Annotated in this window: 17 protein-coding genes; 7 read left to right on the forward strand and 10 right to left on the reverse strand. The window is 63.6% G+C overall.

What is annotated here, in order from left to right; genetic code table 11:
* The first annotated feature begins 6 nt into the window (after window positions 1–6).
* Window positions 7–435, forward strand: a complete 429-nt coding sequence (locus LXE91_RS17685; protein WP_039370086.1) for an ExbD/TolR family protein — start codon at window positions 7–9, stop codon at window positions 433–435.
* Between the two features lie 404 nt (window positions 436–839).
* On the opposite strand, the gene LXE91_RS17690 is transcribed toward LXE91_RS17685, so the two are convergent.
* Complete coding sequence (locus tag LXE91_RS17690; RefSeq protein WP_039370083.1) at window positions 840–1,814, reverse strand: LysR family transcriptional regulator; 975 nt, start codon at window positions 1,812–1,814, stop codon at window positions 840–842.
* 122 nt (window positions 1,815–1,936) lie between these two features.
* On the opposite strand from LXE91_RS17690, the gene LXE91_RS17695 reads away from it, so the two are divergent.
* The 3 genes from LXE91_RS17695 to hemP all read left to right on the forward strand — a co-directional run bounded on the left by LXE91_RS17695 (window position 1,937) and on the right by hemP (window position 3,782).
* Window positions 1,937–2,809 (forward strand): pirin family protein, encoded by an 873-nt coding sequence (locus LXE91_RS17695; protein WP_039370081.1) that lies wholly within the window; start codon window positions 1,937–1,939, stop codon window positions 2,807–2,809.
* 100 nt (window positions 2,810–2,909) lie between these two features.
* Window positions 2,910–3,392 carry an SRPBCC family protein gene (locus tag LXE91_RS17700; protein ID WP_039370078.1) on the forward strand — a complete coding sequence of 161 codons (483 nt, stop codon included), beginning with the start codon at window positions 2,910–2,912 and terminating at the stop codon, window positions 3,390–3,392.
* A 138-nt stretch (window positions 3,393–3,530) separates the two neighbouring features.
* Window positions 3,531–3,782, forward strand: coding sequence for a hemin uptake protein HemP (gene hemP / locus LXE91_RS17705; protein WP_039370075.1), 252 nt, complete (start codon window positions 3,531–3,533; stop codon window positions 3,780–3,782).
* Between the two features lie 272 nt (window positions 3,783–4,054).
* Here hemP and LXE91_RS17710 read toward each other — a convergent pair whose 3' ends face one another.
* The 5 genes from LXE91_RS17710 to uvrB all read right to left on the reverse strand — a co-directional run bounded on the left by LXE91_RS17710 (window position 4,055) and on the right by uvrB (window position 9,600).
* Window positions 4,055–5,452, reverse strand: a complete 1,398-nt coding sequence (locus tag LXE91_RS17710) for a 4Fe-4S binding protein (protein ID WP_039370073.1) — start codon at window positions 5,450–5,452, stop codon at window positions 4,055–4,057.
* Entirely contained in the window at window positions 5,449–6,291 is an 843-nt protein-coding gene (locus tag LXE91_RS17715; protein ID WP_027784952.1) for an FTR1 family iron permease, read from the reverse strand. Before LXE91_RS17715 ends, LXE91_RS17710 begins: the two co-directional genes overlap by 4 nt.
* Window positions 6,292–6,349: 58 nt before the next feature.
* Entirely contained in the window at window positions 6,350–6,682 is a 333-nt protein-coding gene (locus LXE91_RS17720; RefSeq protein ID WP_039370070.1) for a cupredoxin domain-containing protein, read from the reverse strand.
* Between the two features lie 55 nt (window positions 6,683–6,737).
* The gene (locus tag LXE91_RS17725) at window positions 6,738–7,289 is read right to left on the reverse strand and encodes an iron transporter (protein WP_039370067.1); all 552 of its coding nucleotides are present in this window, start codon (window positions 7,287–7,289) and stop codon (window positions 6,738–6,740) included.
* A gap of 220 nt (window positions 7,290–7,509) precedes the next feature.
* Window positions 7,510–9,600: an excinuclease ABC subunit UvrB gene (uvrB, locus tag LXE91_RS17730; RefSeq protein WP_039370063.1), complete on the reverse strand. Its 2,091-nt coding sequence runs from the start codon at window positions 9,598–9,600 to the stop codon at window positions 7,510–7,512.
* Between the two features lie 267 nt (window positions 9,601–9,867).
* Between uvrB and LXE91_RS17735 the strand changes: the two genes are divergently transcribed.
* Window positions 9,868–11,067, forward strand: a complete 1,200-nt coding sequence (locus LXE91_RS17735; RefSeq protein WP_039370061.1) for an amino acid aminotransferase — start codon at window positions 9,868–9,870, stop codon at window positions 11,065–11,067.
* A gap of 117 nt (window positions 11,068–11,184) precedes the next feature.
* On the opposite strand, the gene LXE91_RS17740 is transcribed toward LXE91_RS17735, so the two are convergent.
* Entirely contained in the window at window positions 11,185–11,973 is a 789-nt protein-coding gene (locus LXE91_RS17740; RefSeq protein WP_046543566.1) for a 3-hydroxybutyrate dehydrogenase, read from the reverse strand.
* A 164-nt stretch (window positions 11,974–12,137) separates the two neighbouring features.
* On the opposite strand from LXE91_RS17740, the gene LXE91_RS17745 reads away from it, so the two are divergent.
* Complete coding sequence (locus tag LXE91_RS17745) at window positions 12,138–13,109, forward strand: potassium channel beta subunit family protein (protein WP_039339196.1); 972 nt, start codon at window positions 12,138–12,140, stop codon at window positions 13,107–13,109.
* Between the two features lie 112 nt (window positions 13,110–13,221).
* On the forward strand, window positions 13,222–14,067 hold the full coding sequence (locus tag LXE91_RS17750; RefSeq protein ID WP_039339194.1) for a 23S rRNA (adenine(2030)-N(6))-methyltransferase RlmJ: 846 nt from the start codon (window positions 13,222–13,224) through the stop codon (window positions 14,065–14,067).
* A gap of 15 nt (window positions 14,068–14,082) precedes the next feature.
* On the opposite strand, the gene LXE91_RS17755 is transcribed toward LXE91_RS17750, so the two are convergent.
* The 3 genes from LXE91_RS17755 to cueR form a co-directional block, all read right to left on the reverse strand.
* Window positions 14,083–14,451, reverse strand: a complete 369-nt coding sequence (locus tag LXE91_RS17755) for a hypothetical protein (protein ID WP_172625594.1) — start codon at window positions 14,449–14,451, stop codon at window positions 14,083–14,085.
* A 114-nt stretch (window positions 14,452–14,565) separates the two neighbouring features.
* Entirely contained in the window at window positions 14,566–14,712 is a 147-nt protein-coding gene (locus tag LXE91_RS17760; protein ID WP_006478295.1) for a DUF3563 family protein, read from the reverse strand.
* Between the two features lie 215 nt (window positions 14,713–14,927).
* Window positions 14,928–15,332 (reverse strand): Cu(I)-responsive transcriptional regulator, encoded by a 405-nt coding sequence (cueR, locus tag LXE91_RS17765; RefSeq protein WP_039339191.1) that lies wholly within the window; start codon window positions 15,330–15,332, stop codon window positions 14,928–14,930.
* Window positions 15,333–15,550 lie beyond the last annotated feature (218 nt).

Raw genomic sequence — 15,550 nt, forward strand, 5'->3', positions numbered from 1 at the left:
TGAACCATGGCAATGAACACCGGCTTCAGCGACGATGACGACGATGCAGTGATGAGCGAGATCAACATGACGCCACTCGTCGACGTCATGCTCGTACTCCTGATCATTTTCCTCGTGACGATTCCGGCGATGCAGCATGCGGTGAAGATCGACCTGCCGCACGCCAGCAGCCAGCCCGTCGACGAAAAGCCGCAGACGGTCGACGTCGCGATCCAGGGTGACGGCACGATCCTGTGGGACGACCACACGGTCACGCGCGCACAATTGCAGGAACGCATCGCGGAAGCGGCAAAACGCACGCCGCAACCGGAGTTGCACCTGCGTGCCGACCGCAAGGTCGCGTACGAACACGTCGCGGAAGTGATGTCGGATGCGCAGGCAGGCGGCCTGACGAAGCTCGGCTTCGTCACGGAGCCGGGCGCGAAAGCGAAGTAACGCGCGCACGTCTTGCGGTAACGCATCGCCACCAGTGCCTGGCCGGCCGCACCTAGCCGGCCGCACCTAGCCGGCCGCACCCAAAGTAAAAGGCCTTCATCGCCAGATGAAGGCCTTTTTTCATGCGCACGCGGGCGCCTTCGGGCGGCGGGCTCTTTGGCGGTATCGGTTGCGCCTCGAGCAACGCAAATGCGACTCTGCCGTGGTCTGCACGGACTGCGCGTTCTGCCCTATCTGGCTCACAATATATGCGGCCACCTGATTTCGCTCAGAACTTCCTTCACGAAATGGGATTTCAATATAGGCCTGCGCGCACGCGCATTCAAGGTTCCGGCGATTGAAACTTGCGATTGCAGGCGACGCTTCAATGACAAAACAAATTTGCGTCGCCGTGCGCGTCGTGTTCAGGTCGCCGAAACATCGGCCGCCGCTTCCTTCTTCGCGCGTTCCGGGCACCCCGGATCCTTGTAGGCACCGTGATCGAGCTTCTCGACCAGGTAGTCGACGAACGCACGCACCGCGGGCGGCATCCCCTGCCGCGACACGAACACCGCATACAGTTGCGGCACCGGCAACGTCCAGCCCGGCATCACCGGCGACAGTTGCCCCGCGCGCAGCGCGTTGCCGTACATCATCTCCGGCAGTGCCGCGATGCCGAGGCCATCGAGCACGGCTTCACGGATCGTCATCAGGTCGGCCGTCACGAGCCGCGGGTCGTGTTCGTGTATGTGACGCGTTCCGTCCGGCGCGATCAGGTTGAACACGTGCCGCCCATCGACGCTCGGCGTATCGAGCGTCTCGAAGCCGCTCAGGTCGTCCGGTACCAGCGGCGGCGCATTCTGGCTCAGCAGGCTCGGCGCGCCGACCAGCATCTGCTCGGTGCGCCACAGCGGCCGCACGACGATGTTCGCGTTCTGCGGCGGCTCCGAGCGCACGCGCAGCGCGACGTCGATCGAATCCTCGAAGAGGTCGATCACGCGATTCGTCACGCGCACGTGCACCTTCACCTCGGGATAGCGACGCAGGAATTCGGGCAGGATGCGCGACAGCATCGTCTGCGACAGCGTCACGGGCACGCTGACGCGCACCGAGCCGCGTGGCGATGAGCGCAACTGCTGCACCGCATTCATCGCCGCCTGCGCTTCCGCCAGCATCGCCTGGCAATGCTGGTAGAACAGCTCCCCCGCCTCGGTCAGCGCGAGCTTGCGTGTGGAGCGCTGCAGCAGGCGCACGCCGAGCGCCGCCTCGAGTTCGGTCAGGCGCCGCGACAGGCGCGATTTCGAGATGCCCAGCACGCGCTCCGCGGCCGAGAAACCGCCATGTTCGACGACCTGCGAAAAGTACATGAGGTCGTTCAGGTTATGTGCATCGATATTCATCTCATCGTTCCATTTTCAGAACAATCCATTGCGAACCGTCGCGAATCGAACGGTAAAACGCCCAATATAATAGCGCTATGTTTCAAAAATAACGCTATTCCGATCATTTCGAGGGTATCCGCATGACGACCGCTCGCTCGCTTGACCGCACCTACCCCGCGCTTCGCACGACCGAAGGCGGCGGCTTCGTGGTTCATCGTCCGTTCCCGACCCGGCTGCTGATGGATTTCGATCCGTTCCTGCTGCTCGACGAAATGGGCCCCGTCGACTACGCGCCCGGCGAAGCCAAGGGCGCCCCCGACCATCCGCATCGCGGCTTCGAGACCGTGACCTACGCGCTCGACGGGCGCTTCCGCCATCGCGACTCGTCCGGCCATACCGGCACGCTCGGCCCGGGCGACGTGCAATGGATGACGGCGGGCGCCGGCGTCGTGCACAGCGAGATGCCGGATCCGGAATTCGCGCAGGCGGGCGGTCGCTCCCACGGTTTCCAGCTGTGGGTCAACCTGCCGCGCCGCGACAAGCTGATCGCGCCGCGCTACCAGGAGATCCCCGCCGACCGCATCCCGACCGCCACCTCGCCTGACGGCCGCGCGCGGGTGCGCGTGATCGCAGGCGAAGCGTTCGGCGTCCGCGCCGCGATCGAGACACGTACACCGATCCTCTATCAGCATTTCACGCTGCAGCCGGGCGCCACGGTCACGCAAACCGTCCCGGCAGGCTATCGCGTGTTCGCCTATCCGATCGACGGAACGGGCCTCTACGGGCCCGCCAGGCAGGCGGTCGACGCACGGCACATGGTCGTGTACTGCGATGACGGCGACACGGTCACGTTCGCTGCCGGCGACATGTCGCTCGACCTGTTGCTGATCGGCGGCGTGCCGCTCAACGAGCCGATCGTCCGCTACGGCCCGTTCGTGATGAACACCGAGGAAGAGATCCGGCAGGCAGTCGTCGACTACCAAACGGGTCGCATGGGGCGCATCGAGGCATGACACACGGACGGGCGCGCACGTGCCGCGAAACCGCCCGTTTTGCGTCACAATGACTTTCTTGAACCACGTGGCCGCCCGCCACCAGAAGGAACCCGTCCCCTTGAACTTCGAACATCTGATCCAGATCAATTCCGACGATCCGGCCGTGCCGACCCTCACCCGCGACCAGCTCTGGGAAGGTCTCGTGTTGCGCGCTGAGCAGCCGCAACTGTTCGTGCTCGGTCTCGACAGCTGTGTCGTCCACGAACGGACGGACACGACGCTCGAACGTGAGCTGCACTACGGTCACGCGACCGTGCGCGACCACGTCACGTTCACGCCGAACCAGCAGGTTCGCTACGACATCCTCGCCGCCGATGGCGAGATCGGCGGCTCGCTGACGATGACGATCGAGGAACGCGACGACCACGAGCTGTTCCTGCGTTTCGAATACCGCACGACGCTGGTCGTCACTGACGACAGCGAAGACGCGCGGCAGACACACGGGATCGTCAAGGAAGCGTACCGCACGTCGGATATCGACACGGTCCGCCTGATTCGCGAGTACGCGCAGGGCCGCAAGGACCCCGATCCGCTGCACTGAACCCGGTGGCGGCCTGCGGGGCCGCCCTTTGAATCAAGCTATCGGGTTCGCCATTTCGATCGATAAAGAGTTTTTGTAAATGGGAATAGTTATCATTTAGAATTCATTCCATCGTATCGACAGTCACCGATCAACCGAATGACCGACACCATGCGCCCGACCCCGACCACGCTGACCTTGCGCCGCACGACCGGCACCGCGGGCAGCAGCCGTCAGAAGACGGCAGCGGTCACCACGCCGGCGAAGCCTGCCGGCAACCGCGAAGCAGGCACGCGGGTCGTCAGCAGCGATGCGCTGCTGCAAGGCCAAAGCCACGTCAGCATCGCGCATAACGGAGAGACCTATCAGTTGCGCGCCACACGGCTCGGCAAACTGATCCTGACGAAGTAACACAGAGTATTGTGGGGACCACCTCCCTGAGAGGTGTTGGGCAGTAGCCAGCGTAACGGCTTGCACGCGAGATCTAGACCCCTTCGTGCAAACACACTCAAGCAGCCGTTGCAGCAAGCCAAGCCACTTTTTTGGTTCTCGCACAAGGAAGAAAAAAAGCGACACGTCGAAGGACGTGTCGCTTTTTTGTTTGGGCGACCCATGCGCGAAGCATGCCGCCCAGGTTCGCTACCGCGTCGATGCGTGACCGCCGAAGCGGCACGCGATCCGCTTCAGAAACCCCAGAACATCAACCACCATGCGCTGTCGATGACGGCAAGCCCGGCGGCGAACCACGCGAATGCCGCAAGCCGGCGCGGCCAGCCCGCATAGCGCCCCGTCACTTTCCACGCGAGCCACGCACTCCATGCGTTGGCGCCGACGAGGATCGCGATGCGCACATCGGTCGCCCAGCCGAGCGGCACATGCTCGGCACGCAGCAGCGACAGTGTCGTGGCCGACAGGCCAAGGAACACACCCGCGCCTGCAATCGGAATCAACGCCTGCGCAAGATGATGCAGCCGCACGCGATCGAAGCGGCCGAGCATCAGCGTCGCGCCGGCCAGCAGCACCAGCAGCGCCGTGCCGTACACGAGCCCCGTGCCGACGATGTAGCTGATGACCAGCCCGCCGTCGAGCCACGAGAACACGTCGTTGCGATCCGGATAGTGCGTGAGCAGGAACCACGGCGCATTCGTCTCGAGCGGCCACGTGATGTCATGGTCGATCAGCCAGCCCGCGAGCCATTGCTTGATCTGCACGAACCACGGGCTGACGGTCCAGTGGAACGCACCGATCGCGACGCCGAGCAGGCCGTACAGGATCAGCGCGGTGTCCCACGGGTTCGCCTGCTGCGCGCCGAGGTTCACGACTTCGTCGGACGGCGAGCGCAACGACAGCGAGATCGCATCCCGGTGCCCGCTGCAGCGGCCGCACATGTGGCAGTCCGCCGCGCCCTTCATGTTGCGCAACGGCACGAGCGGCGCGCAGTTGATCGGAATCACGCGATGGCCGTGCTCGCCGTTCTTGTACGACCGGCGCCATGCATCCTCGTCGACCTTGTAGCGCATCGGCGCGAGCCGCGCGAGCAGCCCGAACACACCGTTGACCGGGCACAGGTACTTGCACCACACGCGCTTCTCGCGGCCATACAGCAAGCCGATCACGATCGCACCGACGGTCGAGCCGCCGAGCACGAACAGCACCGCGAGCGGGTACTGGTACACGCTCACCATCTGCCCGTAGATCGTCGTGAGCCCGAACGCGACGAACGGCCAGCCGCCCCACCGCATCCAGCGCGGAATCGGGCCGCCGCGGCCGAACTTGCTCGCGAATTCGGTAAGCGCACCTTCCGGGCACAGCACGCCGCACCAGACACGGCCGAGCATCACCATCGACAGCAGCACGAACGGCCACCAGATGCCCCAGAACGTGAATTGCGCGATCAGCGTGAGGTTGTTCCACAGGTGCGCGGAGTCGTCCGGCAGCGGCAACACCGCCGGCACGATGATCAGGAACGCATAGACGGCGACGACGGCCCACTGGATGCCGCGGATCAGCGCGCCATGGCGCTGCATCCATTGACCGGCCTGCGCGAGCCAGCCCTGCTTGGCTGCGGCGACAACGCTCATGCCGCGCGACCTGCCGCGACCGCCGGACGACGGCTCGCGCGCTTCATCAGCAGCCAGACCACCGCCCAGTACACCGCATACGCAACCAGGTTGGTCAACGCCGGGTGGGCACGATAGCCGGTAAGCGTGGCGACGAGCGAACCGAACGTGCCCGAATCATCGAGGATCGCCGACGTGTCCCACACCTGCGAAATGCCGAGCGGCAGGATTTCCTTGTCGATCAGCTTGTCGACGCCGGTCTGGAACAGGCCTGCGCCGAGGAACAGCAGCATCACTTCGGTGACGCGGAAGAAATGCCGCCACGAGAAGTACTTGCCGCCGAGCTGAAGCAGATAGAACGTGAGGAACGCGAGGCCGAGACCGATCACGACCGCGAGCATCTGGCTGCCGTCGACGTGACCCGACTGGCCGAAACCGAGACCGTACAGGAAGATCACCGTCTCGCTGCCTTCGCGTGCGATCGCGAGCGCGACCAGCACCGCGACGCCCCACCAGTTCGAATCGCGCGTGCTCTGCTGTAGCGATTGCTCCATGTCGCGCTTCAGTGTGCGGCCGTGCCGGCGCATCCACAGCACCATCTGCACGATCAGCACGCACGCGATCAGCACCATGGCGGTCTGGAAGTAGTCCTGCGCGTCGCCGGACAGCACTTCGGTGAAACCCACCAGTGCGGCACCGAGGCCGACGGCCATCAGCAAGCCGACGCCGACGCCGGCCCACAGAAAAGGCAGGCCGCGGCGCGCGTCGTCGTCGCCGTTTTTCAGCCATGCATAGAGAATGCCGACGACGAGCAGCGCTTCGACGCTCTCCCGCCAGACGATGAACAAGATCTGACCCATCGATACCTCCTGACGCGCGGTACACCGGGCAGGTGCGCCCGCGCGCAGATAAAACGCATTACTTCGCGACGATCACGCCCTGCGCCTGCTGGTGGAAATCGTCGAAAAACTTGTATTCACCCGGCGACAACGGTGCGACGACCACGAACGAATCGGCGCCCGGCGCGAGCACCTTCTCCTTGCGCAGTTGCACGCTCTCGAATTCAGCGGCGCCCTTGCCGGTGTTCTTGATCTCGATCTTGAAACGCTGGCCGGCCGGCACTTCGATGCGGGCGGGATTCAGCTTGCCGTCCGTCATTTCGAGCTTGAACGTCAGCAGATCGGCGGCATACGCTGCGCCGGCAAGCCACAGCGCAGCGGCTGCGGCCAAGACTTTCTGGGGAATTTTCATTCTGGATTCTCTACGCCGACGGCGCGCCGAAGCGCGCCGCCCGTCATGCCACCGATCAGTAACCGCCCTTCTTGCCGATACCGGCGAACGGGAAGTCGTATTCGAGGGTAATGGGCTTGAACCACGCGCCCACGCCCGTTTCCTTGTCGATGTGACGGCCGAACGCCATGTGGCCCGTCTGCATCGGCGGCTTGACGACCATCGTCAGGTGGTACTTGCCCGGGCCGTTCAGCTTCACGTTGTCGCCGTAGTGCGGGCCGTCGCTCGCGACCATGCCCATCAGGTCGCCTTCAGCCTTCCACTTCGCGTCGCCCTGCTTCGTCAGCTTGTACGTGACCTGCAGGTACGGCATCCAGTCGCCTTCCGCGAAACCCGTCGGGTTGTTCTTGACCGCGTGGATGTCTGCCTCGAGGTGGATGTCGGAATCCGACGCCTTGCGCATCATTCCTTCCGGGTCCATCGTGATCGGCTGCAGGTACACGGCGCCGATTTCCATGCCGCCCTGGATCTGCTGCTTGCCGATCGGATATTCGGCAGCCGAGGCCGACATCGCGGCAAGCGCCGCCGCTACCGCAACCGTCGTGCGGATGAACGAAGAACCCAACATGGACACTCCTTGTTATTTGATCTGGAACCATGTGGACCGACCGCCAGGCCGCCCCACTGAAAACACTAACGCAACGAATAACGTTAATGCGAACAATTCTCAATAATTGCGGAGTTTAGCACCGAACCTGTTTCGGAACAAACGGGGAGCCGTGTAAACCCCTGATCCGACAAGGCTTACAGGCTCTTTACCGAATGATTTCGGTGACGCTTGGAAAGGTTTACCGGCCGCCGTTGACGTGATCGCCGACGTTCGCGCCGAACACGCGCTCACGCAGCAGCGCAAGTTGGTCGCGGGTCGCGGCGGCCTTCTCGAACTCGAGGTTCTTCGCGTAGTCGGCCATCTGCTTCTCGAGGCGCTTGATTTCCTTGGCGAGCTGCTTTTCCGACATGTCCTCGAATTTCGCGCGCTGCTGCGCTTCCTTCAGCTCGGCGCGTGCCTCGTCCGCGTTGTAGACGCCGTCGATGATGTCCTTGATGCGCTTCACGACCCCGCGCGGCGTGATGCCCATCTTTTCGTTGTGCGCGATCTGCTTCGCACGGCGCCGCTCGGTCTCGCCGATCGCGCGCTTCATCGACTCGGTCATGTTGTCCGCGTAGAGGATCGCCTTGCCGTTCACGTTCCGCGCCGCGCGACCGATCGTCTGGATCAGCGAGCGCTCGGCCCGCAGGAAGCCTTCCTTGTCCGCGTCGAGGATCGCGACGAGCGACACCTCGGGAATGTCGAGCCCTTCCCGCAACAGGTTGATCCCGACCAGCACGTCGAACGTGCCGAGCCGCAGGTCGCGGATGATCTCGACGCGCTCGACCGTGTCGATGTCGCTGTGCAGGTAACGCACCTTGACCCCGTGATCGGCGAGAAACTCGGTGAGCTGCTCGGCCATGCGCTTCGTCAGCACGGTGATCAGCACGCGCTCCTCGGCCTTCACGCGCGCGTTGATCTCGGCCAGCACGTCGTCGACCTGCGAGCTCGCCGGCCGTACTTCGATTTCCGGATCGACAAGGCCCGTCGGCCGCACGACCTGTTCGGCGATCTGCCCGGTCACGCTCTTCTCGTAGTCGGCCGGCGTGGCCGACACGAACACGACCTGGCGCATCTTGCGTTCGAACTCGGGGAACTTGAGCGGCCGGTTGTCCAGTGCCGAAGGCAGCCGAAACCCGTAGTTGACGAGGTTTTCCTTGCGCGCGCGGTCGCCGTTGTACATGCCGTTCAGCTGGCCGATCAGCACGTGCGATTCGTCGAGCAGCATCAGCGCATCGGGCGGCAGGTAGTCGACGAGGGTCGGCGGCGGGTCGCCGGGCGCCGCGCCCGAGAAATGCCGCGAGTAATTCTCGATGCCCTTGCAGAAGCCGAGCTCCTGAAGCATCTCGAGATCGAAGCGCGTGCGCTGCTCGAGGCGCTGGGCCTCGACGAGCTTGCCGTCTCTGTGAAAGAACTCGAGCCGCTCGCGCAGTTCGTCCTTGATCGTCTCGACCGCGCGCATCACGGTGTCGCGCGGCGTCACGTAGTGCGACGACGGATACACGGTAAAGCGCGGGATCTTCTGCCGCACGCGGCCCGTCAGCGGGTCGAACAGCTGCAGCGTCTCGACCTCGTCGTCGAACAGTTCGACGCGCACGGCCAGCTCCGCGTGTTCGGCCGGGAAAATGTCGATCGTGTCGCCGCGCACGCGGAACGTGCCGCGCTGGAAATCCTGCTCGTTGCGCGTGTACTGCATCGCGATCAGCCGCGCGATCACGTCGCGCTGGCCGAGCTTGTCGCCGGCACGCAGCGTCAGGATCATCTGGTGGTATTCGGACGGGTTGCCGATACCGTAGATCGCCGACACCGTCGCGACGATCACCACGTCGCGACGCTCCATCAGGCTCTTCGTCGCCGACAGCCGCATCTGCTCGATGTGCTCGTTGATCGACGAGTCCTTCTCGATGAACAGGTCGCGCTGCGGCACGTAGGCCTCGGGCTGGTAGTAGTCGTAGTACGAGACGAAGTACTCGACCGCATTGCGCGGGAAGAACTCGCGAAATTCCGAGTAGAGCTGAGCGGCGAGCGTCTTGTTCGGCGCGAACACGATCGCCGGGCGGCCGAGCCGCGCGATCGTGTTCGCCATCGTGAAGGTCTTGCCCGAGCCCGTCACGCCGAGCAGCGTCTGGAACGAGAGACCGTCCTCGACCCCTTCTACGAGCGTCTGGATCGCGGTCGGCTGGTCGCCTGCGGGCGGATACGGCTGATACAGCTGGAACGGCGACCCTTCGAAGGTCACGAATTTCGATTCGTCGAGCGCGTCGCCGGTTTCGGCTTTATGTTCGGACATGGAATGCGGCCGGAGCGAGGGCAAAGAAAGCATTCTAGCGCTTCGCGGCCTCGCGAACTGCTGCCGGCTCCTGACGCGCGACCGCCACCCGAAATCACGGTTCCCGGCCGAATTTCGCCGCCGAAACGCCGCCCCCGCCTGCGTGAATTCGCTACAATGTCAGGCTGCTGCGCTTTCCGGCGTCGTGCCTGCCCGCGCGCGGTCCATCCACCGCGCCTGCCCCGCCCGTTGAAAGCCTGACCCTCTTTTCACTACTGCCGAATCATCATGTCGCTCTTCTCCGCTGTCCAGCTTGCTCCCCGCGACCCGATCCTGGGCCTGAACGAAGCCTTCAACGCCGATGCGCGTCCGACCAAGGTCAATCTCGGCGTCGGTGTGTACACGAACGAAGAAGGCAAGATTCCGCTGCTGCGCGCGGTTCGCGATGCGGAGAAGGCACGTGTCGAGGCCGGCCTGCCGCGTGGCTACCTGCCGATCGACGGTATCGCCGCCTACGATGCGGCCGTGCAGAAGCTGCTGCTCGGCAATGACTCGCCGCTGATCGCGGCCGGCCGCGTGGTCACGGCCCAGGCACTGGGCGGCACGGGTGCACTGAAGATCGGCGCCGATTTCCTGCGCACCCTGAACCCGAACGTGAAGGTCGCGATCAGCGATCCGAGCTGGGAAAACCACCGCGCGCTGTTCGAAGCAGCCGGCTTCGAAGTCGTCGCATACCCGTACTACGACGCCGCCACCAACGGCGTGAACTTCGATGGCATGTTGTCGGCACTCAACAGCTACGCGGCAGGCACGATCGTCGTGCTGCACGCGTGCTGCCACAACCCGACCGGCGTGGATCTGACCGAAGCGCAATGGCAACAGGTCGTCGACGTCGTGAAGGCACGCAACCTCGTGCCGTTCCTCGACATCGCCTACCAGGGCTTCGGCGAGAACATCGAGGCCGATGCTGCCGCGGTGCGCCTGTTTGCCGCAGCCGACCTCAACGCATTCGTGTCGTCGTCGTTCTCGAAGTCGTTCTCGCTGTACGGCGAGCGCGTCGGCGCACTGTCGATCATCACGTCGAGCAAGGAAGAAGCGACGCGCGTGCTGTCGCAACTGAAGCGCGTGATCCGCACGAACTACTCGAACCCGCCGACCCATGGCGGCGCCGTGGTCGCAGCAGTACTCGCTTCGCCGGAACTGCACGCTTCGTGGGTGCAGGAACTCGGTGAAATGCGCGACCGCATCCGCGCAATGCGCAATGGTCTCGTCGAGCGCCTGAAGGCAAGCGGCGTCGATCGCGACTTCAGCTTCATCAACGAGCAGCGCGGGATGTTCTCGTATTCGGGCCTGACCTCGGCGCAAGTCGATCGCCTGCGCGACGAGTTCGGCATCTACGCAGTCGGCACGGGCCGGATCTGCGTCGCCGCACTGAACACGCGCAACCTCGACGCGGTCGCCAATGCGGTCGCAGCCGTCCTGAAGTAATGCAGTGAACGGGCGGCAGCCACCATCGGCCCCGCCCTGCCGCAATGAAAACGCGCTCCACGGAGCGCGTTTTTTTATGGCATGCGCGCGCGGGCAGCTACACCGCCCGCCCCCGCATCACTGCATGAACCAGCCGTGACTGACGACGACCGACTGGCCCGTGAGCGCGGCGCTCGGGAAGGCCGACAGGAACAGCACCGTCTGCGCGACGTCCTGAACGGTCGTGAACACGCCGTCGACCGTATTGCCGAGCATCACCTTCTTCACCACTTCCTCTTCGCTGATGCCGAGTTCCTTCGCCTGCTCCGGAATCTGCTTGTCGACCAGCGGCGTGCGCACGAAGCCCGGACACACGACGTGCGAGCGCACGTTGTGCTTCGCGCCTTCCTTCGCCAGCACGCGGGCCAGGCCGAGCAGGCCGTGCTTGGCCGTCACGTACGCCGACTTCAGCGGCGACGCTTCGTGCGAGTGCACCGAACCCATGTAGATCACGACACCGCCGCGATCGTCCTTGTACATGTGCTTGAGCGCCGCCTTGGTCGTGAGGAACGCGCCGTCGACGTGGATCGCCTGCATCTTCTTCCAGTCGGCGAACGAATAGTTCTCGATCGGGTTCACGATCTGGATGCCCGCGTTCGACACGAGGATGTCGACCGAGCCGAACGTTTCGGCCACCTTGTCGATACCGCTGTTCACGGCTTCCTCGTTCGTCACGTCCATCGCGACGCCGATCGCCTTGCCGCCCGCCTTGACGATCTCGTCGGCGACCGCGTTCGCGCCGTCCTGGTTCAGGTCGGCGATCGCGACGGCCGCGCCCGCTTTCGCGAGCTCGAGTGCGATTTCCTTGCCGATGCCGCTCGCGGCGCCCGTGACGACTGCGGTCTTGCCGCTCAGATCTGCTGCCATGTCCGTCTCCTCCCGTTGTCGGATCGATAAAACAAGCGCCCACCGCATCCGCTACCGTCGCGCGAACGTGCCTGCGGGCCAGCCGTCATTGTGCACGATCGGCCCCGCCGTTCGCGCGCAAAACGTCTAAGCTTAAGGTCGGTTCTGTCACGCAGGAGATTCGCATGCACTATCGACGGCTAGGCCGCTCTGGCCTGCAGATCAGCGAGCTTTCGCTCGGTTCGTGGGTGACGTACGGCAACCAGGTCGACCAGCGGGTCGCGCGCGAATGCCTGGCTGCGGCGCGCGACGCAGGCGTCAATTTCTTCGACAACGCCGAGGTCTATGCCGGCGGCAAGTCCGAGGAAATCATGGGTCACGCGCTCAAGGCGCTCGACTGGCCGCGCATCAGCTACATCGTGTCCACGAAGTTCTTCTGGGGGCTCGCCGAAGCGCCGAACCAGTATCACACGCTGAACCGGAAATACCTGCTGAACGCCATCGACGGCTCGCTGCGCCGGCTGCAACTCGACTATGTCGACCTCGTCTATTGCCATCGTCCCGACCCGAACACACCGATCGAGGAAACGGTCTGGGCGATGAGCGACATGATCGTGCGCGGCAAGGCGCTGTACTGGGGCACGTCGGAATGGAGTGCCGACGAGATCCGTGCTGCGTGCGAGATCGCCGAGCGGCATCACCTGCACAAGCCGGTCGTCGAGCAGCCGCAGTACAACCTGTTCCACCGTACGCGGGTCGAACAGGAATATGCGCGGCTCTACGAAGACTACGGTCTCGGCCTCACGACCTGGAGCCCGCTGGCATCGGGCCTGCTCACCGGCAAGTACCGTAACGGCGTGCCGCCCGGCAGCCGCGCACAGCTACAGGGTTACGACTGGATGCGCGACCGCCTGACCAATCCGGCCGCCAACGACATCGTCGAACGGCTCGGCGCAATTGCAGCCGAGCTCGGCTGCAACACGGCCCAACTCGCGATCGCGTGGGTACTCGCAAATCCGCGTGTGAGTTCAGTCATCACGGGCGCGTCGCGGATCGAGCAGATCAGTGACAACATGCGCGCGCTCGACGTTGCCGCGAAGCTGACGCCGGATGTGAAGCAACGCATCGAAGAGGTGGTCGGCGATGCGTACGAGTAAGGCGATGCGCGGCCACTCGCGTACAATACGCGGCCTGCATCGGCGCCCGGCCTGACGGCCGCGCACGATCGATCGCTTTCATCGATTCACCTTTTGTTTCAGGCAGCCCGCCATGCTCAGTTATCGTCACGGTTTTCACGCAGGCAACCACGCGGACGTGCTCAAGCACGCCGTCGTCGTCCAGCTGCTGCGCTACCTGAACAAGAAGGACAAGTCTTACTGGTATATCGACACGCATGCGGGTGCCGGGGTGTACTCGCTGCGCGACGGCTACGCGGCGAAGACATCGGAATTCGACACCGGCATCGGCCGGCTGTGGAACGAAAAGAACCTGCCGGAGGCGCTGGGCGACTATGTGGATGAAGTTCGCGCACTGAACGATGACGGTGAACTGCGCTTCTACCCGGGTTCCCCGTACATCGCATGGCGATCGATGCGCGAGCAGGACCGCATGCGCCTGTTTGAAATGCACACCACGGAAATCGACGTGCTACGCCACAATTTCCGTGATGCGGGGCGACGCGCGATGATCTTCGCCGGCGACGGCTTCGAAGGCATCAAGGCGCTGCTGCCGCCGCCGCCGCGACGCGCACTCGTGCTGATCGACCCGTCCTACGAGGACAAGAAGGATTACGCGCGCACGGTGGCGTGCGTGACGGAGTGTCTGAAGCGTTTCGCGACGGGCTGCTATGCAGTCTGGTACCCGCAGGTAACCCGGACGGAATCGCAGCGCTTTCCCGAGCAGTTGAAGCGCCTGCAACCGAACAACTGGCTGCACCTGACACTGACGGTGTCGAATCCGCCGACTGACGGGCTGGGTCTCTACGGCAGCGGGATGTTCATTCTGAATCCGCCGTATACGCTCGCCCAGAGCATGAACGAGGCACTGCCCTACCTGGTCGAGAAGCTCGGACAGGATAGCGGCGCCCGCTGCCAGATCGAGCACCGCGGAAACTGATCGGGCGACTGGCCGTTACGGCTGTGGTCTCGGCGCGAGCCTCGGCTGGTTGGCCGGCTGCCCACCCCACGCGGGGACATTGATATACGGCGCGACGAACAGCGGAACCGACGTGTTCGGCGCCTGCCCCGCCGGAGCCCGCATCCCTGCCGGCTCGACGATCGGCTCGGAAGACAACGGTGCCGTCTGCAGTACCAATCCGCCCTTGCCGTCCTGGATACCCCGTTGCGTATCGAGAATCAGCGGCTTGGACGACGTCGCGGCAACAGCCGCGAGTCCGTGGACAAGCACTGCCGCGCCCAGAACGAGACGCGCGCGGGCACTTCGACGCACATCGAGACGCAAACGCATGATCGTGTCCTTCAGGATGAAAAGCAGGTGCATACCATAGCGCTGCACTGACGATTGCGCCAGATCCGGCGCACAAAAAACAAAGCCCCGTCAAATACGGGGCTTGCTTATCGTTCGGTGCCACATGGCACCTGACGGTGACTCCGATTACAGCGAGTAGCCGTTGGTTTCCAGCGAGCGGATGCGGCTTTCGAGCTGGACGATGTCCGACGAAGTTGCGAGGTAGGCCTCACGGCGTTCACGTTCTGCGGATTCGAACCAGTTGCTCAGCTTTTCAACGATGTAGGCGATCATGACGTTCTCCAAGGAAGGGGGACCCCTGGTGAATCGATGTTCAGGGATTTCCCGTATAGGGTTATCCCGAATTATAGCGATGCCGCACCAAGATGCTAATGAAATACTTGCATGGCAACCATTCCCTTTCGGAATGGCCACCCACAAAAACATCATAACCCATTGATTTTTATGGAAAACGAATCGAAGCCCGATTGTGGCCTCGAGCGCACGCACTAATTTGGTTCACCGATGGGGTCGGATAGACGCGCCAAAATCGGGCATTCGGGCCGCCCGTCACCATGACAGTGCGCAGCAAGATCCGCCAGTGTGTCACGCATGTCGCTCAGCTCCGCGATGCGCTTGTCGAGCTCGGCCACGTGCTCGAGGGCAATCGACTTCACTTCGGCGCTTGCGCGGGAACGGTCTTGCCAGAGCATCAGGAGCTTGCGGATGTCTTCGACGAGAAAGCCAAGGCGTCGCGCCTGACGGATGAAGCGCAGGATATGGATCTCGTCTGCGCCGTAGATCCGGTAGCCGGCGTCGGTACGCTTGCTCGGCGCCAGCAGGCCGACCTGTTCGTAGTACCGGATCATCTTTGCGCTGACTCCGGATTCGCGCGACGCGTCGCCGATATTCATTCCCGCCCTCTCCATCAAGCCCTGGTTTCGAACATGAACGTCGACGCGTGCAATCGCCGACGGCATGTCGATCGTATCAAATCGCGTGGTTTCGTTCCGGGGTAAGGATTGACTGCAGGTTGGCGGCTGATTGATCTGACGTGCGTGCCGTTGGGATGTGATGAATGGAGCACTCTTTTCTCATCACACATGCATTTCCGCCGCACCAATGCAAAAAC

It is taken from the genome of Burkholderia contaminans, from assembly GCF_029633825.1.
In the GTDB taxonomy this organism is placed as follows: Bacteria; Pseudomonadota; Gammaproteobacteria; order Burkholderiales; family Burkholderiaceae; genus Burkholderia; species Burkholderia contaminans.